Origin of the sequence: Empedobacter sp. GD03739 (assembly GCF_029843245.1) — a bacterium.
Lineage (GTDB): Bacteria > Bacteroidota > Bacteroidia > Flavobacteriales > Weeksellaceae > Empedobacter > Empedobacter falsenii_B.
Map to the genome: position 1 here is coordinate 36,860 of NZ_JAOCHX010000014.1, position 17,684 is coordinate 54,543.

Below are 17,684 nucleotides of genomic sequence, written 5' to 3' on the forward strand. Positions count from 1 at the left end.
TTAAGAATATTTAAAATGTCAATCGAAGAATTCATAATCCAAGACGAAAAACTTGCAAGAATTGCAGCGGGAAAAAACTTGCAACAAATCGAAAAGTTATTTCAAAAATACATTTCGAAAGTAATTTCTTTGTATCAATTAAACGAAAATATTGATTTAGATGCCTTAACTCCGCAATTAAAAAAGGAAATTGAAAAGCTAACGAAACAACTTGCTTTTGATTTAGAAAATAAAATCAACTCAGCAACAAAGGAGCAATGGTTATTAACGCAAGGAACCGCAACAAGATTCGTTGAAACTTATTTTGACATTAATAAACTAAACATAGCTACTCAAGATATTTTCCGAAATAACAATCTTGATAATTATATGCAAGCACGCAAATCAAGATTAAATCAATTTAAGTTATCGGATCGTGTTTGGAAGTATTCGAAGCAATTCGAAACTAATATTATTGATTCGTTAGAAATAGCTTTAAAAAATGGTGATTCAGCTCAAATATTAGCACGAGATATTAAACAATATTTAAACGAACCCGAAAAGCTTTTTAGAAGAGTTCGCGATGTTAAAGGTCAATTGCATCTAAGTAAAAATGCTGCAGCTTATAATCCAGGACAAGGAGTTTATCGTTCAGCTCATAAAAATGCTTTAAGGCTGGCAAGTTCAGAAATCAATACTTTTTACAAAGAATCAGAAAATCAACGTTGGCAGTCAATGGACTTTGTTGTTGGTTTTGAAATCAAACGTTCTAATAATGTTTTTGATTGTGGTATTTGTGGTCCGTTAGCTGGAAGATATCCAAAGACGTTTAAATTCATTGGATTTCACGTTAATTGTCGCTGTTACCAAATCCCAATCCTTAAACCAATCGAAATGTTTACGGATGAATTAAAAGGAGCTGTAAAACCTTCTTATTCGCACTTAGGTAATTTTCAAAAAACTGAGATAAAAGAAATGCCTGTTAACTTCAAAGAACATTTGAAAGAAAAAGCAGACATTTATAGGGGATATAAAACTGTTCCTTATTGGGTTAGTTATCTTTAAACAACTCCTCGCTGATAAAGTATTTATTTTGATTAAATTCAATTACATGCACATGATTAAAGGCTTTTTCTGCAACTTTTACAGATTTACCAAGTATTAAGTAATTTTCTTTTGGTAAAAATTGACCTTTAAAATGCAAACCCTCGCTTATTTCTGCAAGGGTTATTTTTTTAGCTTCTTTATAAGTTATTTTGACTTTTTGAATTCTATATATTCTTTTTCTGTCATTGATTCAAGAAAATTCTTTACTTCTTTTTGTCCTAAACCCTTAAGAAGAAAAGAAACCTCTAGTTTCTGTCTTTTCTTTTTACTTAACTTCTCAAGTCTTTGAAATCCTAAAGATACAGGAGTGTCATTTTGTTTAAACATTTTATTAAGTTCTTTAAAACTTTCAATAACAGAATCTGTAATTTGATAAGTAGTTATAGTTTTTTGCTTTCTGTTTACTAATGTAGTTGACATAATTATTTATTTTATTATTATACGTTTTGTTTAATTTTCTTTTACAAATATTTACACATAATCCTATCACTTTTATTTATGATAGGATAAGTTTTGTTTATTTATTTTAAACCGCCTAAATTAATAGTAGGTTGTAAGGTTCTTTTCCATTTTGTCAATTTCCCAGTTATTTTTCAAAGATTCATAACACTCTTTAGCTGTTAAGGTTCCGTCTGTCATAACGGTTCCTAAACATTTTTCGTTTTTGTAAACTGCAACAAAATAACCCCAGCTTCCGCTTGCACAATCTGTTAATTTTTCGATTCTTAGTGACATAATTGTAATTTTTAATTATACGTTTCGTTTAATTTTCTTTTACAAATATACGAATAGTTTAATAACATGCAAGAGATAAAATGTTAAAATTTATACAATATGTATATTTATATTATAAAATTAAATTAAAAGATTAATTTATGTACATTTGCAGTTAAACAAAATGTATAAGTAATGAAATTAAGAGTAAAGGAAATATGTAAGGAAAAAGGCTTAATGATGAAGGATCTAGCAGATAAAATCAATATTACCGAAGTTGGGTTATCGAAATCTTTAAACGGAAATCCTACAATACAAAGATTAGAAGAAATAGCAAACGCTTTGGAAGTTGATTTTTTAGAGCTTTTTATCCCGCAAAAAGGAAGTGAAACACCTATATATATAAAAGATGAAAAAGGAAATGAAACCGTTATAGGTTATATTTACAAGTAATTTTAAGGAGTAGACTAAGAGAATCTACTCCTTTTTTATTTAATAATATTGATTCGACACCCATCCAATCCAAAAGTAGTCAGTTTCATTTGTTTTTTGACCTGTGACTTTCATTAATTTTTAAATGTTATTTAATACTAAATATTCAAAAAGAAATAAGAATATTATCACAATTAGTACTATCATCACTAAAATGAATATCCATTTTGCACTATTATTTCTATCAATTTTTGTCATATTTAGAAGTTTAATCAAAAATAATCATTAAGATAAGATAAAAATTACGTAAAACCGTAATTGGATAATTTTTCTTTCCCGTAACTCGCTCTTATCTCGTTAAAAAATACACAACTTAAGCGAAAATCGTTCAATATTTTTGTTTTAATCGATTTGAAATTAAAATCTCATTATAATGAAACATAAATTACTTGAATTACTTAATGCTAGATTTCTAGGTAAAGGCGTTCGAAAAGATGTTTTGGCACGATTAGCAACAGCTTATTCGTTACAAATCACAACAGAAGAAGAAGCGCAGGCACTTGTTGAAAAGTTAACAGACGAACAAGTTACTGAATTTCAAAAAGAATTACGTTCGGAAGTAGATTCTGAAATTGCTAAAGCAACAAAAACAGCTTTAGAAAATGCTGGCAAAGGTAAAGGTGGTGAAGGAGCAGGAGATCCTGAACCAAAAAAGGAAGAAGGAGGAAGTTCAGATCCAACAGATATTGCTTCAATCGTTGCGAATGCTATTGAAAAAGCAACAACTCCATTATTGCAAGAAATCAACTCTATCAAAGCTAGCAAAACTACAGAAACAAGGCTTTCTCGTATGGAAGAAGTTTTAAAAGATGTCAATCCCGAATTAAAAGCTAAAACGCTTAAAGATTTTGGGAGAATGGCTTTTGAAAACGATGAATCTTTTGAGGAATACTTGACAGAAACTACAACGGACATTCAAACAATCAATCAAACAATCGTAAATCAAGGTTTAGCAGGTCATCAACCGGGTAATGGTGGAGGTGCTCCAACAGGAAAGCTAACGGAAGCTGAATACGATAATATCGTTTAACAACAATTTTTAAACTATGGCATTTGTAGATTTAACAAAAAACACTTCTAATCCAACAAACGGAAAGGATCAAGTTGTGATTAAAAAACGAATCGCCTTCTTAGATGGAGGTCGTTCGTTAGATGTAACAGGAGTTACAGAAAAAGCATTGTATGCAGGTCATATAATCGTAAAAGACACTACAACAGGAGAATTTAAACCAGTAACCGTATCAGGTGAAAACTTTGAAGCAGCAGCAGAAGGTACAGTAATCGTTGGGATTTTAGCTGATTCTATTTTTACTGATAAAGCTTTTGCATCTATTTTAGTTGCGGCAGTTATCAATGAAAAGGCAATGCCTTATAAATTGCCTGAAGCTGTAAAAACAGCATTGAAAACGGCTTGCCCTTCAATCATTTTAGACTAATCAAAAACAATTTTTAAAAATGGTAAAATCATTTTTCTTAGACTATATTAATCATTTCCAAGGAATGGTTACAGCTATTGTAAAAAAATACAATGGAACAAACGAACAAGAAGAAACATTCTTGTATCAAAAACATTTAGAAAAGAAACTTTCTATTGATGGACGTTGGACTTCTTTAACAGGAATGTTTAAAAGATTAATTGCGGATTATGTCGCAATCGGTTCACCGGCAACTTTAAAATCTCGTGGTTCTAAAGGAATGGCGCAAGGTGAAATTCCTAAAGTTTCAAATAAATATCAGATGACTGAAAAGCAGTTTGAAGATATTGAAAATATGATTCGTCAAGGTGTTGAAGAGAAAACAATTATTCAAGAGTTGTTTGAGGACACAAAAGCTGCAATTACTAATATTTTCCGTTTGAATGAATATTCATTCTTATATGGATTGTGTAATGGAGTTGTAGCGGTTGATAAAAACGTATCAAAAGGAACTGAAATTCGTGCTGATTTCGGGTATAAAGAAGAAAATAAATTCAAAGTTGCGACTAAGGATAAAATCGAAGTTAACGACATTGAAGCTATCTTAAAGAAAGCTAAAGATGAAGGCAATACAATTACAACTTTGTTTTTAGATGATGCTTCATTGACTAAACTAAAAAACTCTATTTCTTTACGTCAAGCGTTTTCTAATGATTCAGGTATTGTTTTGGCTGATGAAAACAAATATCCTTTGTTAAATGCTCAAAAAGTTAAGGAGTATTTCTTATCTGAATGGGGAGTTACTTTAGTGACAGGAGTTGATAAGACTTTCCAAATTGAAGATAACGGAGAAACGAAAACAGTTAAACCTTGGACGAATGGAACTTTGGTTTTTTCTACATCATCAAGTGTTGGCGCTTTAGTTTATTCAAAAACAATTGAACATACAAGACGTCAGAAAACAGCAGATTACGCAGAAGCTGACTACATCTTAGTTTCAAAATTTGGTGAATTAGATCCATTAGTTGAGTTTACAAAAGCTGAAACAAAAGTTTTACCTGTAATCTCTAATGCTGACGGTATCTATGTGTTGAATTCAAATGAAGCAGCGCTTCCAAAAGGCTAAAATCAAACATCATGGCTAAAGTAACAATCACTAAAACATTAGTAGAAAAAAACTCTCAGTTAGCGGAATTGCTAGCTGAGAGAAAAATCGAAGTAGGTTCAAAAATTGAGCAATCGGAGTTAGACGAATTGTACAAAGTTTTAGAAACTACTGAATTGATTGAGTTAACTCAGGAAGATTTAGACAAAGAACCTGGATTAGTTTCTAAAGGTTTTAAAGTTGGTCAAGTTATTCGTGTTAAAAAGAAAGCTGAGGTTCAAGAATCATTAGCGTCTAAAGAAGGAGAAAGTTTTCAGAATTTAGACGAGAATTTAGACGAAACAGCTAAATCTTACAAAGTTATTTCTCGTTTCCGTGACCAGAATAACGAATCAAAGATTTACGAAGTGAACGAAGTTATTCCTGTTGATTTTGAAGAATCTCGTATTACTTCTTTATTAGAACGTAAACTAATCTCAGAAGCGTAATCATGACAAACAAAGAATACATACAAAGCGTAATGTCGAGAGTTGGAGCTAATGAAAATGATGTAAATATTTTATTTGCTGAAAATCCAAATTTAGATCCAGATGCACAATTGATTTTGGAAGACTGCGAAAAAGCTTTGTATGATTCTTTTTGTTCTTGGATTCCGATGTACGAAAGTATTTCCGAAGGAGATATGACGGTTAAATGGAATTGGAATGCGATTCGAATGATGTTAGGTCGTTTGGCTTCAAAGCTAGAATTACCTAATCCATTAGATGAAAACGAACCAACTGTAACAGCGATTGATCCATGGGGGCAATAGGACACAATCATTATTTATTTATTGAAGATAATTCTTTGATTTACGATGAGGAAACAGGCGAAATGATTCCGAATGAAAACGGAATAAAATTCGTTTCTATGTGTCGTGAACAAGTTAATTCAAGCGGAAAAATGATAGCTGGAACTGATGGAATTACAATCGCGTTTAATTCTCTTATTCATTTGGATAAATCTGTTTTACCGATTGATTTAGGAAAAACTATCATCGTTTCAAATGATTTAGAAGGTAAGGACATAAGAATTAAAGGTAGTGCACTAAGGTTTACAGAAGGTTTATTACACAATCGATTATGGGTATAAGACCGAATTTTTCGAGTAAAGATTTAGATAAGTATCACAAGAAGATTGAGAAACAAGTTTTCGATAAAGCTATAAGGGGCTATTTATACCTCGGAGAAGCATTTGTAACTCATGCTAAAAATAACGTAGAATTTACGGATCAAACAGGAAACTTAAGATCATCTATTGGTTATGTCCTTTTTGTGAATGGTCAAGTTTACAAAGAAGCATATACTCTTCATAAAAAAGGACATGAAGGTATTAAAGAAGGTCCAGAAACAGCAAAGAGAATAGCTTCAACTTTACGAAATAATAAAATTGTACTTGTTTTAACCGCTGGAATGAATTACGCTTTATATGTAGAATCTAAAGGTTACAACGTTTTGACGGCAACAGAACATGAGGCAAAACTACATGCGTTAAGTATGTTTAGAAATTTTATGCGAGATCCAAAAATGTAAATAAAATGATGTATGATATTTTCGATGCAAACGAATTGCTTTTTAAAGCTTTAAATATTGATGAAATTAAATCTGCTATCAAAGGTAAGTTGTATAATGATAGTCGTCCAATAAATTCACTGAACGAAGACATTGTCGTGAATACTATTACAATAACAACTGTTTTTAAGCCGCAATTAGCAACATCAAATATTAATATTTATGTTCCAGATTTAGAATTAGGAATCAAAAATTCAAGACGATTAAAAGAGATTTCGAGAGTTGTTCGCAAAGTATTTGAAGATCATCAATTCATAGGGAAGTCAGTTTATATTTCAGACTTAGGAATAATCCAAGAACAAAACGGAAAAGAACATTATGTAAATCTTCGCATTCAATGGAGAATTTACGATCAAAAAACAAACTAATTATTAATTTTTAAAAAACGATATTATGGCAGATGTATATACGTTCGGTAATGCCGAAATTTTAGTAGCAGATGTACTTGAAACAGGTTTAATGCCTGAAATTTCAACAATGACAAAAATTGGTGAAGTATTAGAAGATTCAGCATCTTTGACTCAAGAAGAAGGGGATAAGACTGAAATTTTTGAGGAAGGTAATCCAGATCCAAAAGTTATTATTGAAAAACCTGGTTCAATTACTGTTGCATTTAATATTATGAACGCAGATCCTAAAATGTTATCTGATTATTTAGGAGGTACAGTTGGAGTAACGTCAAAAGAATGGGAGTTTGACGGAAAAAAGAAATCAGTTCAAAAAGCTTTATTTATTAAGCCGCAACAAGGATTGTATTTTAAATTTCCAAAGGCTGCAATTTCTGCTGTTATTGCAGGTGATTTGAATCAAAGTGGTTTATTAACTCTAAATTTCACAGCTAAACCTTTATCGCCTGGAGCAGGAATGAAATCGGTATTAGCAGGTAAGGTTTCAGATTTAGTTCCTGCTGGATAAATAATTGATTTAATATTTTATAACTAAAAAACCACTCTTATTAGGAGTGGTTTTTTTTATTTCTTCCTCTTAACTCACTCTTATCTCGCTCGATTTTACAATATCAAATTCTCATTTATTCACCATTTTTGTATAAATCGAAATCCATGGATAAGAAAGATATACAAAGAGAAGAAATCAAAACTTTGATTGAAACGCCTTACGAGTTTGAAGTTGAGTATAACAAGAAAGTAATTATTCAAAAAAAGTTCTTTTTTGGATTAATTCCATATGAAAAAACTGAGGTTCAAAAAGTAAAAGAAAAGTTCGAAATCAAACCTTGTACATTATCGACTTTGGACCGACTTTGCCAATATCAAATCGAATTATTTTTTGATGAAGGTAAATTGAATAACGAGCTTGAAATTTTTAATCAAACAAAACTTATTGCATATAAAAACGCAAAACTAATGTCAAACATAGTTACGGTTGCAGTTCTTGGCGTTGATTATTCAAAATCAGAGTTTAAAAGAGTTTCAAACATTCTTTACAATTCTCTTACACCAGCAAAACTATTTGAAGTCTTAAATGAGATTCTTAAATCACAAGATCTCGCAAATTTTATGCACTCTACTCGATTAGCATCGATAAAGATGACGATAAGTCCGAACGAAGTAGAGTAAAAGGAATGAAAAGTACTTACGGAACAAGGGCTTCTATTTGTGCGCATTTCAGTTGGACACTTGATTATTTAGAAAACCAAATCCCCTGGTCAAAAGTAATTCGTTTGATGGCAGATTTACCTTCTTACGATTACGATGATGACGAAAATAAAAATACCCAAACAAAAAAAGCAGTAAAAATAACAGAACAGAATGCAGATGACATTCTTAAAATGTTTCAAAGCTAATGGATATAAATAACGGAATAGGGTACACGATTACACTTGATAATAAACAAGTGCAACAAATACTAAGACAGACAAAGCAAGATTTTGAAAGTTTTAATACACACGTTCAAAATCAATTTACTCAAACTACAGGAGTAGTTAATACACTTGCAAAAGGAGTAGCGGCTTTTTTAACAGTTGATTATGCAACTCAATTTGTTTCTCAACTTGTAAAAGTTAGAGGAGAATTTGAGCAGTTGGAAATTGCTTTTACAACTATGCTAGGTAGCAAGGAGAAAGCAGATTCTTTAATGCAAGAAATTGTAACATTTGCAGCAACAACTCCTTTTGGATTGCAGTCCACTTCAGAAGCTACTAAAATGCTCTTAGCTTATGGAGAAAGTGCCGATACTGCTTTAGATACAATGCGAAAACTTGGAGATATCGCTTCAGGAGTTGGCATTCCTTTGAAAGATATTGCTTATTTGTACGGAACAACAATGACGCAAGGTCGATTATACACTCAAGATTTAAATCAATTCTTAGGTCGTGGTATTCCGATGATGGACGAGCTTGCAAAAATTTTAGGAGTTTCTAAAAACGAGGTAAAAGGATTAGTTGAAGCTGGTAAAGTAGGTTTTCCAGAGGTACAAAAAGTAATTGAAAATCTTACAGCGAGTGGTTCGATGTTCGGTGGCTTAATGGAAGCTCAATCAAAATCTGTTGCAGGACAAATCGAACAGCTAAAAGACGCTGTCGATGTTATGTTTAACGAAATCGGTAAAGATTCGCAAGGGTTTGTAACAAGTGTTATTAGCGGTGCTTCGAGTGTAGTTGAGAATTATGAAGCAATTGGTAAAACAATAGCTGTGTTAGTCGCTACATACGGAACTTACAAAGCAGTTTTAATTGTTTTAAATGTTATTGAAAAAGCAAGATTAACTACAACTTTAGCAATTGGAGCTGCAGAAGGTAGAGTTACAGCTATGCAAGCTTTAAGATATGTTTCAACTCTTAAACTTACAGCAGCTCAAACAGCATTAAATGCCGCTATGATGGCAAATCCGTATGCAATTGTTATTACCGCTGTTGTAGCATTAGGTTCAGCTTATTATTTTTTAGCAGATCATACATCTGCTGCTGAAAAAGCGCAAGAATCCTATAATAAAACGCAGGAAGAAGTTAAATCTAAACTTGATGAAACTAAACAAAAAGCTGAGGAATATATAAGTATTTTAAAAGACGAAACAGCAACAGTTTATCAGCAAATTGAAGCTTATAAAGCATTGCAATTACTTAAACTTAAAGGATTTGAAAAATTAAGCCTTGAGCAAATTCAGGCTATGGATATTAACGAGATTAAAAAACTCGTAAACGAAGCGAATGACGTAAAAGGGCTTGATTTGCAAAAACAGAAGCTATCAGATATTGAAGGTCAAATTAAATCAATCAAATCTCAAATTGATAATGCAAATAAAGCAAATGGTCAAGGTGGTCTTGCGTTAGACGGTCTTTATAATAAATTAGATGTATTAAATAATCAATATAACCAGCAACTTACAACTGTTAATCAGATTGATAGAGAAATGAAATTTGCTAATATGACTTTAGAACAAAAAAGAGTATATTGGGAAAACATTATTTCAACAACTGAAAAGCAAATTTCTACAATTCAAGAAGTTAATATTAAACAAAATGATACAAATAATTTAGCGAATCAAGTTTCAAATGCTTTTCTTAGCTGGGATGTTTCAAGATTAAATTTTCAATTAAATGAAGCACAGAAGCAACTTATTGCTATTAATGGACAGATTAATTCTGCTGTTCCTGAAATAAAAAATAAATCATATTGGGATACTAAAAAATCCGATGCAACAAGCAAAAGAGATAAACTCGATCCAAAAGATCCAAGAAATAAAGAAGAATGGAATAAGCTAACAAATGAAATCAACGAAGCTGATAATGCTTTAAAAGCATGGGGCGTTACATCTACAAAGGTTGCTAAGCCAAAATCCATTAAACCTGCTACGCCTAAAAAAGCAGATGATCCGGTAGAAATTTACAAAAAACAGATTTCTGCTATTCAAGAACAATATGAAAGGTATTTAAAAATATTAGATGCTAATGATATTTCATTTGCAACAGAGAAAGCAATTTTACAAGCTCAATTGTCAAGTAAAGGAAAGACTTATGAAGAGTATTTGCGTACTCAACAAAAAGAACTCTCAAAAACAGCTGAAATATCAGAGATTGCAAGAAAAAAACTTTCATTCGTAAATGATGAGTTATTAAAATTAATTAATCATAGTGAAGTTGAAATTTTTAAGAATAATCTTGATAAACAGCTTGACAATGTTGATTCAGTTGTTGAGAAATTAAAAATCATTGATGATGTTAAAAATGAATTAAGTTCAAATACAAATGAACTTACAGCACCTAAGATTGAATTTATTGATAAAACTCAATTAGAGTTGCTCGAGCAATTAGACAAAGTGGGCAAAGATTTAGTCGCTTCTTTAGGTGGTGGTTACTCTCAACTGCAAAAACTTACAAATGAATATAATAATGATATTCTAATCTTAACAGAATCGCTTAAAAATGCAAAAACGGAAGCTGAAAAAACAGTTATAAATGATTCAATTTGGAAGCGAGGTGTAAAATTCGCAGAAGATTCAAAAGATCTTCCTACCAACGATGACAATTACAATAAGTTATTATTAGAATTTAAGTCGTTCGAACAAAAAAAATCTGATATAACTCTTGATTTTGATAATAAAATTTCAGTTGCTAAACTAAATAACGATAAGAAATTAGAAGAACAACTTCTTCAGGAAAAGAAAAAAGCATTATCTAAAATCGCTTTAGAGCAAATGAAAAGCTCAGAATCATTTGTAAAGCTATTAGGTGATTTAGATAAAATGTCGGTTAAGTCTTTAGATAAGTTAATCAAAGAAATAGAATCACAACTTGACAATCCTGAAATTGGTTTAGAAATGTCCGCTGAAGATATTAAGATTATCCTTGATCAACTTCAAAAAGCAAAAGACGAAATATCTAAAAAAAATCCTTTTAAAGCAATACAAGAAGGATGGAATGATTTCTGGAACGCAACTACAGACGATGATAAACTTGAAGCTTTAGATGAGTTTATGTCAGGAGTTAATTCTGTATTTGAAGCTACTAAAGAAATCATGGACATGACTACTGATGCTGTGGAAGCATTTGGGGGTAAGTTAGATGATTCTGCAAAACAAACTATACAATCTGTTCAAAATATTGTGAACGGTGTAGAAAATGCTATTCAAGGATACTTTAAGGGTGATTGGGCGCAAATGGTTGCGGGTATTGCACAAGTCGTTGTTGAGGTTGCTAAAATTATCGGAGGTTCTAAAGATAAACGTTTAGAAAAAAGAATCAAGAAACAACAAGAGGCTGTTAAAGAATTAAAAAGAGCCTATGATGAGTTAAGTTTTTCTATCGAAAGAGCATTAGGAGGAAAAGAATATTCTATGCAGAAAGATCAGATTAAAAATCTTGAAGAGCAAAAGGTTTTAATGGAGCAAATGATCAAAAATGAAGAAAAGAAAAAGAAAACTGATAGAAATAAAATCAATGAATGGGAAGACGCGATTGCTGATATTGATAGACAAATCATAGAAATACAAGAGAATATTGCAAATGATATTTTACAAACATCTGCAAAAGAATTAGCATCAACTTTGGGCGACGCGTTAGCCGAGGCATTCGGTAAGGGAGAAGATGCAGCAAAATCTTTCGAAAAGGTTGCGAACGATGTTCTTAAAAACGCAGTCTTAAATCAACTTAAAAAGAGATATATTGAGGAAGAACTTCAAAAGGCATTAGATCAACTTGAAAAAGATATGGGAGTTGATGAGAAAGGTTGGGACGGATTATCTCCAGAGGAACAGCAAGAATTTAGAGATAAGATAGAAGAGATTTCTCAAAACTTTCAAGGAGCATTAGAGCAATATTCTGACTTGTTTAAGGATTTGGAAGATCCAAACGAGACAGCAATGGCTGGAGCAATAAAAGGAATGTCGGAAGAAACAGGTAACGCTCTTTTAGGTCAATTTAACGCTATTCGTATTCTTCAAAAGGAACTTGTAACCATTAATATTGATTCGAACAAAATACTCCTAAATAGTTTGGATAGATTGGCCAACATAGACTACAACACGAGAAGTGTTTTACCACTTTTAGAAAAATTAATTAACAGAATAGATAATGCAGGACGAGCATATGGATTTTAATAATATAAAAATAGAAGCTCTTAAAAGAGCTAAACAAAACGAGATATGCGAAGAATGGGCGGTTAAAATGGATAACGCCCAAACTTTGGATGAGTTACTTGATATGTATATCAAAGGAATTGATTTTTCTTTTTCATCTGAATTTCTATCAAACGATTTTATGCGTAGAAATTTAAAAGGTAAAATGGAACATAAAGGAATTTTTCTTGATGATTCGATTGATTTACATAATAACAGAGATATTATTTGTCTTGGTGATTCAAGATTAAACTACTTAGCTGATGAATTTTCAGTTACTCAGATGTATTTACGCGACAACTCGAAAGCTCGATTAGTTGTTCGAGATAGCGCGTTTGTGATGATTGATATTTTCGACAATGTTCAGTTAGAAATCGAAGCGAGCGATAAGGCTAACGTTCGAGTGAATTGCTATAAAGGTGCTAAAGTTATTTATAAAAGTAACGATGATAGTTATGTAAAAATCTCATATAAAAACTCAAAAACGTACGGATGATTCCTGTAATTTATTTACTTGATCAAATACCCTTTAAAAATTACAATGTTTATGTTTCAGATTCTTCAAACTTATTTGATAAAGCTTCTATAAAAGAAAATCAAAAGAAGGATTGGAGTGATGAACACGGATATGATATCGATTTGCAATCTAGATATCATAATTCAAAAACGATTACGATTGATTGCTTTATTCCCGCTAATTCATTAAAAGAATGTATTGAAAAGTATAATAATTTTTTCAATGCTTTAGATCAAAAAGGATCTCGTAGATTATCTGTAATTGCAGGTGACTTAAGAATGGAATATCAAGTTTTCAGACAAGACACAGCAGAAAATAAATTGATATATGACGATTCTAATGCGGTTGGTACTTTCAAATTAAAGTTAATTGAAAATATGCCTGTTAAGCGTATACTTCAGTCAACTGAAAGAATAACAACAATTACTTTAAAGTCGAAAAAGGTTTTAGTAATTAATTGGGGAGACGGAATCGAAGAATATACTTCTCCTAATAAAGAAATCTATTCTCATAGATACACTAATAATGAGATTTATTTTCCTATGATTTTAGGTGATTTAGATTCAATCACAACGTTTAATTCAAATGCAACTATTCTATGGAACAGATTTTAGTTAAACGCGCAAATAACTCGGAGTATTTACTTGAGGATAAAAACAAAGGAAGTTTTATTACTTCAATCATCCAATCAACTGAATTAAGAAGTAATGACGTTATTAATGTTGAACTTTCAAGCCGTGAATTTATCAATTTTACAATTGGTGATTCTTTTTATTATTTAGGTCAAAAATATACGTTAAATCAAATCCCGCGTTACTTTAAAAATAGTTCGAATGATTTTCAATATTCAATAACATTTGAAGGAGTAATGTTTGATTTGCGTCGTGCTTCTTATGATGTAAATATTGACACAACAGGATCTGCTATTTATGGCGAAACATTAACTGCTGATCTAGAATTATTCGCAACTATTTTAATTGAAAATATCAATCGTGTTTTTCCTGGTAAGTGGATTTTAGGCGAAATTCCAACTGAAACAGAAACGAAAACAATTACATTTTCAGAAGAAGAAAACTGTTTAGCTGCCTTGCAAATGTTATGCGATGAATACGATACTGATTTTATCATTAAAACAGATAATAACGGAGTTAATATTCTAAACTTTAAACAGGTTGGAGAAGAGATTTCTTTAGAGTTTAAAGTAGGTTTTCAAAAAGGTTTATACAATTTAACTCGTGAAAAAGTTGACGCAAGCGATATTGTTACTCGTTTAAAAGTTTATGGTTCAGATAAAAACTTAGGAACTGATTACCGTGCTAATCGTTTAGTCTTAAAAGATAAGAATAAACCAAATTCTTACATTGAAAATACGCAAGCGGTCGCTAAATATGGAATTTACGAATCAACTAAAATCTTTGATGATATTTATCCAAGACGTAAAGGAAAAGTAACTTCTATAAATTCGGATTCGGTTTACAAATTTTCTGATTCATCAATGGATTTTAATTTAAAAGAGAAAGATGAAAACGGAACTAAATATTTACTAAACGGAATTAATGCAAAGATTCATTTTAATACAGGTGATTTAGCTGGTTACGAATTCGAAATTCACGATTACAATCACGAAACAAAAGAATTTCATATTATCAAATTTGCTGATGAAAATAGCTATGAATTTCCTTCAAAAGATAGTGATGCGTTCAGAATTGGCATTGGCGATGAGTATGTTATTTTAGATATTCAAATGCCACAAACATATATCGATAACGCAGAAGCTGAATTGTTTGAAAAAGCTGATGAATATTTATCGGATAAGCTTGAACCAAACATTCAATATTTGCTTGATGTTGATACGTTACATCTTCAAAGAATTTTAAATGATACTGTAACGCAATTCTTTTCAATTGGTGATTTTATCAAAGTTATTGATGAAGATTTTGATATTAATCGCTATATCAGAATTAAATCAATTGAAAGAGATTTAAAAAATCCATTTGATTATAAATTAACGCTTTCAGATTCAAAAGTTACAAACTTTTTAAGTGGGACTATTCCAGGAGAAATCAATACGATTAAAAACATTATAAAACTAAATAATCTAAATGATCCTGCGAAAGCTCGCCGTAATTGGAAAGATGCTCAGGAGGTTTTGAATATGGTTTTTGATGTTGAAGGTGATTATTATACGGATAAAATTAAACCAAATTCAATTGAAACAACTCACCTGCAAGTCGGTGCTAAGTCAATGCAATTTAACCTTATCGATTCATTTTTCGAACCTAATTTTGAAGGGAATCCAAATAAAATAAGATGGTCTACATGTAAACTTGTTCATTTTACTATTTCTGATAAAATAGTTGATTGGCAAATTCAAGGAGGTCAGAAGGATTTAGAGTCGAACAAGCCTTATTATTTGTACGCAAAATGCAACAAGTCAAATAATATAGGTGTAATTGAAATAACGGAAACGCAGTACGTAGTTGATCAAGGGAATTTTTATTATTTCTTAATCGGAATTATAAACACTTATTCGGAAGATGTAAAGGCGCGTGAAATCTCATTGATGTATGGATTTACAACAGTCTCAGGAAGATTTATAAAAACGGGTAGAATTGAATCGAGTGGTGGAGGTACTTATTTTGACCTTGATACAGGGGAGATTAGCGGCAAGATAACCTTCACGTCAGATTCACCTGCTTTAAATCAGATTGATGATAGAATAGAAGAAATTTTTGGAGACGATTCATTAAATCTCTACATAACATCAACAAAAGGCGATTTACTTGACATTGACGATTTAAATACAACATTAATAGTTTCTGTTGATAGGTATTTCAAAGACGTTACAGATGAAGTTATAAGTTGGCAATGGACGAGAGAAAGCGGATTAAGCCAAGAAGCACAAGACGCTGATGAAATTTGGAAAATAGGTAAAATAACAAAAGATTTAGTATTAACTCCTGCTGATTTCACAAGTGATATTTTTGAATACGGACATACTTTTATATGCACTGCATTATTAGAGGGGAATAAAACAATTGATGGTAAAATAACAATATAATGAAAACAGGAACTACAAATATAAAACTAAACTACAAACCCTTAAACGCAACTAAAAGTCTTAGGGTTTTAAGCGGTTCTGAGCGTCAGAACTACAATGCCGATACAATGACGTTTGAGCCAGATAGACGTATCGACCCATTAGTTATAATGGTAGAGTGTGGCGTAACAGACCCACATAATTTAAAAAACGGAAATGTAAATTCAGACTTGAATTCTGTCAGTTGGAAAATCTCAGAAAATGGTGTTTTTAAAGATATTTTAGAAAGCGATTCAGATTTTAAAATTGGTAAAAATGCACAAAAAGGGCAATTATCAATTTATAAAAACATCTCAGATTTAGAGCCTGTAACGATAATTTTTACAGCAAAGTATTTAGAACCAATTTCTAAGCGTGTGGTGAATTTTCAAGAAAATTTTGATTTAGTTACCTTACCAATTGCTCAAACTCCTGTAACACTTGAAGCTACAATGCTTGTTGGAGGTACTTTGTTTGTTAATAAAAATCAAGATGGTTTATTAACGCAAGCGAGATTATTTCGTGGTATAGAACAATTACCAGCTGCTTATTATTGGTACAAAGGTAACACAGAGATTACAGATGCTAATGGTTATGTAGGTTCTAAAACTGAAAGACTTTTCATTCCAAGTTCGCAAATTTCTAAAACAGGAGATGTTATTCGTGTTGAAGTAGCTGATTGTTCGGAATACGTGAATCAATTAGTTAAACAAAAAGTAGATGTAGACCCGCAAGTTGTTGAGTGGAGGGGATTGTATCAAAGCGAGGGTGAGAATTTGAGAAATAACTCACAAACTCCTTCATTTACAGGTTACCAAGGTTCGCAAATAACTACTCAAATTGTTGATTACAATTCAAAAAAAGTAACGCATATTAAGTCTGAAGGAGGAAGTGCTTTAATAAAAGCATTAACATCTATTGATGCACCAAAACAAGGAGAAATAGTATCTCTTTCTGTTAAAATTAAGACTTTGACTAAACCTGTTAAATTAAATTCTAATATTGGTGGAACTATAGATATTGAAGCTAATAAAGAAGAATATATAAAATGGGAAGGGGTTGTAGGTAATGGTACAGGAATTCTTCAAATACAATTACGCACCTTGACAGTAAGTGAAAGTGTTGACCTTTACATTTGGGATGTTAAATATGAGATAGGAGGCGTATCAACTAATTGGTCACCTGCAAAACAAGATTTGAATAATTTAGTTGCTCAAAAAACTGCTCAATACAAATCTGAAACTAAATTGCCAGAAAACTATCGACCAGCAACTAAACCTGCCAAAACGTATAAATCTGATTTCTTGTTAATCAAAAAATTTCCAGAATACAAAGAAGAAGTATTAATAACGCAAGGTGGAATTGATGCATCAGCAAGTTCAGTCGAAGCCGAAATGATTATCAAAACAAATGATGGTGTTATGCAAAATCCAGAAAAATACTTTTCGGTAGGGTGGATTAAACAAACAAATGGAACTTTTAAGTACAAAGGTTTTAAAGTGAATATTTCAATGGCTGATATAGTGGCTTTAAACGCTGAAAATAAAGAATTAGATTACGAATTAAGAGAAGATTTAACATTAAAAATATAACA

The 17,684-nt window shown here is 31.3% G+C and carries 20 protein-coding genes; 18 read left to right on the forward strand and 2 right to left on the reverse strand.

Going from position 1 to position 17,684, the window contains the following annotated elements; all coding sequences use genetic code 11:
- The first annotated feature begins 15 nt into the window (after nucleotides 1-15).
- Nucleotides 16-1,044 (forward strand): hypothetical protein, encoded by a 1,029-nt coding sequence (locus N5E64_RS06385; RefSeq protein WP_280036454.1) that lies wholly within the window; start codon nucleotides 16-18, stop codon nucleotides 1,042-1,044.
- Between the two features lie 186 nt (nucleotides 1,045-1,230).
- Here the strand turns inward: N5E64_RS06385 and N5E64_RS06390 are convergent, their stop codons facing one another.
- Together N5E64_RS06390 and N5E64_RS06395 are read right to left on the reverse strand one after the other, a co-directional pair.
- Nucleotides 1,231-1,506, reverse strand: a complete 276-nt coding sequence (locus N5E64_RS06390; RefSeq protein ID WP_280036456.1) for a hypothetical protein — start codon at nucleotides 1,504-1,506, stop codon at nucleotides 1,231-1,233.
- 120 nt (nucleotides 1,507-1,626) lie between these two features.
- Nucleotides 1,627-1,821 (reverse strand): hypothetical protein, encoded by a 195-nt coding sequence (locus N5E64_RS06395; protein WP_280036459.1) that lies wholly within the window; start codon nucleotides 1,819-1,821, stop codon nucleotides 1,627-1,629.
- A gap of 174 nt (nucleotides 1,822-1,995) precedes the next feature.
- Between N5E64_RS06395 and N5E64_RS06400 the strand changes: the two genes are divergently transcribed.
- The 17 genes from N5E64_RS06400 to N5E64_RS06480 all read left to right on the forward strand — a co-directional run bounded on the left by N5E64_RS06400 (nucleotide 1,996) and on the right by N5E64_RS06480 (nucleotide 17,682).
- Nucleotides 1,996-2,253, forward strand: coding sequence for a helix-turn-helix domain-containing protein (locus tag N5E64_RS06400; protein ID WP_280036461.1), 258 nt, complete (start codon nucleotides 1,996-1,998; stop codon nucleotides 2,251-2,253).
- 412 nt (nucleotides 2,254-2,665) lie between these two features.
- Entirely contained in the window at nucleotides 2,666-3,322 is a 657-nt protein-coding gene (locus tag N5E64_RS06405) for a hypothetical protein (RefSeq protein WP_280036462.1), read from the forward strand.
- Between the two features lie 16 nt (nucleotides 3,323-3,338).
- Nucleotides 3,339-3,728, forward strand: a complete 390-nt coding sequence (locus tag N5E64_RS06410; protein WP_280036464.1) for a hypothetical protein — start codon at nucleotides 3,339-3,341, stop codon at nucleotides 3,726-3,728.
- 19 nt (nucleotides 3,729-3,747) lie between these two features.
- Nucleotides 3,748-4,833: a major capsid protein gene (locus N5E64_RS06415; RefSeq protein ID WP_280036466.1), complete on the forward strand. Its 1,086-nt coding sequence runs from the start codon at nucleotides 3,748-3,750 to the stop codon at nucleotides 4,831-4,833.
- Between the two features lie 11 nt (nucleotides 4,834-4,844).
- The gene (locus tag N5E64_RS06420; RefSeq protein WP_280036468.1) at nucleotides 4,845-5,300 is read left to right on the forward strand and encodes a hypothetical protein; all 456 of its coding nucleotides are present in this window, start codon (nucleotides 4,845-4,847) and stop codon (nucleotides 5,298-5,300) included.
- 2 nt (nucleotides 5,301-5,302) lie between these two features.
- Nucleotides 5,303-5,623 carry a DUF6706 family protein gene (locus N5E64_RS06425; protein WP_280036470.1) on the forward strand — a complete coding sequence of 107 codons (321 nt, stop codon included), beginning with the start codon at nucleotides 5,303-5,305 and terminating at the stop codon, nucleotides 5,621-5,623.
- Nucleotides 5,611-5,943, forward strand: coding sequence for a hypothetical protein (locus tag N5E64_RS06430; protein ID WP_280036472.1), 333 nt, complete (start codon nucleotides 5,611-5,613; stop codon nucleotides 5,941-5,943). Before N5E64_RS06425 ends, N5E64_RS06430 begins: the two co-directional genes overlap by 13 nt.
- A complete protein-coding gene (locus N5E64_RS06435) occupies nucleotides 5,934-6,383 on the forward strand; it encodes a hypothetical protein (protein ID WP_280036474.1) in 450 nt (149 codons plus the stop codon). The genes N5E64_RS06430 and N5E64_RS06435 overlap by 10 nt, the downstream gene beginning before the upstream one ends.
- A gap of 5 nt (nucleotides 6,384-6,388) precedes the next feature.
- Entirely contained in the window at nucleotides 6,389-6,790 is a 402-nt protein-coding gene (locus N5E64_RS06440) for a hypothetical protein (protein WP_280036477.1), read from the forward strand.
- A 25-nt stretch (nucleotides 6,791-6,815) separates the two neighbouring features.
- Nucleotides 6,816-7,337, forward strand: a complete 522-nt coding sequence (locus tag N5E64_RS06445; protein ID WP_280036480.1) for a hypothetical protein — start codon at nucleotides 6,816-6,818, stop codon at nucleotides 7,335-7,337.
- A gap of 146 nt (nucleotides 7,338-7,483) precedes the next feature.
- On the forward strand, nucleotides 7,484-7,999 hold the full coding sequence (locus N5E64_RS06450) for a hypothetical protein (protein ID WP_280036482.1): 516 nt from the start codon (nucleotides 7,484-7,486) through the stop codon (nucleotides 7,997-7,999).
- A 5-nt stretch (nucleotides 8,000-8,004) separates the two neighbouring features.
- Nucleotides 8,005-8,226 carry a hypothetical protein gene (locus tag N5E64_RS06455; protein WP_280036484.1) on the forward strand — a complete coding sequence of 74 codons (222 nt, stop codon included), beginning with the start codon at nucleotides 8,005-8,007 and terminating at the stop codon, nucleotides 8,224-8,226.
- Nucleotides 8,226-12,476 (forward strand): tape measure protein, encoded by a 4,251-nt coding sequence (locus N5E64_RS06460; RefSeq protein WP_280036487.1) that lies wholly within the window; start codon nucleotides 8,226-8,228, stop codon nucleotides 12,474-12,476. Before N5E64_RS06455 ends, N5E64_RS06460 begins: the two co-directional genes overlap by 1 nt.
- On the forward strand, nucleotides 12,451-12,990 hold the full coding sequence (locus N5E64_RS06465) for a hypothetical protein (RefSeq protein ID WP_280036488.1): 540 nt from the start codon (nucleotides 12,451-12,453) through the stop codon (nucleotides 12,988-12,990). Before N5E64_RS06460 ends, N5E64_RS06465 begins: the two co-directional genes overlap by 26 nt.
- On the forward strand, nucleotides 12,987-13,625 hold the full coding sequence (locus N5E64_RS06470; protein ID WP_280036490.1) for a hypothetical protein: 639 nt from the start codon (nucleotides 12,987-12,989) through the stop codon (nucleotides 13,623-13,625). The genes N5E64_RS06465 and N5E64_RS06470 overlap by 4 nt, the downstream gene beginning before the upstream one ends.
- Nucleotides 13,610-16,072: a phage tail protein gene (locus N5E64_RS06475; protein WP_280036491.1), complete on the forward strand. Its 2,463-nt coding sequence runs from the start codon at nucleotides 13,610-13,612 to the stop codon at nucleotides 16,070-16,072. The genes N5E64_RS06470 and N5E64_RS06475 overlap by 16 nt, the downstream gene beginning before the upstream one ends.
- Nucleotides 16,072-17,682: a hypothetical protein gene (locus N5E64_RS06480; RefSeq protein WP_280036494.1), complete on the forward strand. Its 1,611-nt coding sequence runs from the start codon at nucleotides 16,072-16,074 to the stop codon at nucleotides 17,680-17,682. Before N5E64_RS06475 ends, N5E64_RS06480 begins: the two co-directional genes overlap by 1 nt.
- Nucleotides 17,683-17,684: the final 2 nt, after the last annotated feature.

Excerpts from the sequence above, each read along its gene's own strand:
- N5E64_RS06385 (WP_280036454.1), top strand. The coding sequence starts at position 16 with ATGTCAATCGAAGAATTCATAATCCAAGACGAAAAACTTGCAAGAATT.
- N5E64_RS06390 (WP_280036456.1), bottom strand. The coding sequence starts at position 1,506 with ATGTCAACTACATTAGTAAACAGAAAGCAAAAAACTATAACTACTTAT.
- N5E64_RS06395 (WP_280036459.1), bottom strand. The coding sequence starts at position 1,821 with ATGTCACTAAGAATCGAAAAATTAACAGATTGTGCAAGCGGAAGCTGG.
- N5E64_RS06400 (WP_280036461.1), top strand. The coding sequence starts at position 1,996 with ATGAAATTAAGAGTAAAGGAAATATGTAAGGAAAAAGGCTTAATGATG.
- N5E64_RS06405 (WP_280036462.1), top strand. The coding sequence starts at position 2,666 with ATGAAACATAAATTACTTGAATTACTTAATGCTAGATTTCTAGGTAAA.
- N5E64_RS06410 (WP_280036464.1), top strand. The coding sequence starts at position 3,339 with ATGGCATTTGTAGATTTAACAAAAAACACTTCTAATCCAACAAACGGA.
- N5E64_RS06415 (WP_280036466.1), top strand. The coding sequence starts at position 3,748 with ATGGTAAAATCATTTTTCTTAGACTATATTAATCATTTCCAAGGAATG.
- N5E64_RS06420 (WP_280036468.1), top strand. The coding sequence starts at position 4,845 with ATGGCTAAAGTAACAATCACTAAAACATTAGTAGAAAAAAACTCTCAG.
- N5E64_RS06425 (WP_280036470.1), top strand. The coding sequence starts at position 5,303 with ATGACAAACAAAGAATACATACAAAGCGTAATGTCGAGAGTTGGAGCT.
- N5E64_RS06430 (WP_280036472.1), top strand. The coding sequence starts at position 5,611 with ATGGGGGCAATAGGACACAATCATTATTTATTTATTGAAGATAATTCT.
- N5E64_RS06435 (WP_280036474.1), top strand. The coding sequence starts at position 5,934 with ATGGGTATAAGACCGAATTTTTCGAGTAAAGATTTAGATAAGTATCAC.
- N5E64_RS06440 (WP_280036477.1), top strand. The coding sequence starts at position 6,389 with ATGATGTATGATATTTTCGATGCAAACGAATTGCTTTTTAAAGCTTTA.
- N5E64_RS06445 (WP_280036480.1), top strand. The coding sequence starts at position 6,816 with ATGGCAGATGTATATACGTTCGGTAATGCCGAAATTTTAGTAGCAGAT.
- N5E64_RS06450 (WP_280036482.1), top strand. The coding sequence starts at position 7,484 with ATGGATAAGAAAGATATACAAAGAGAAGAAATCAAAACTTTGATTGAA.
- N5E64_RS06455 (WP_280036484.1), top strand. The coding sequence starts at position 8,005 with ATGAAAAGTACTTACGGAACAAGGGCTTCTATTTGTGCGCATTTCAGT.
- N5E64_RS06460 (WP_280036487.1), top strand. The coding sequence starts at position 8,226 with ATGGATATAAATAACGGAATAGGGTACACGATTACACTTGATAATAAA.
- N5E64_RS06465 (WP_280036488.1), top strand. The coding sequence starts at position 12,451 with ATGCAGGACGAGCATATGGATTTTAATAATATAAAAATAGAAGCTCTT.
- N5E64_RS06470 (WP_280036490.1), top strand. The coding sequence starts at position 12,987 with ATGATTCCTGTAATTTATTTACTTGATCAAATACCCTTTAAAAATTAC.
- N5E64_RS06475 (WP_280036491.1), top strand. The coding sequence starts at position 13,610 with ATGGAACAGATTTTAGTTAAACGCGCAAATAACTCGGAGTATTTACTT.
- N5E64_RS06480 (WP_280036494.1), top strand. The coding sequence starts at position 16,072 with ATGAAAACAGGAACTACAAATATAAAACTAAACTACAAACCCTTAAAC.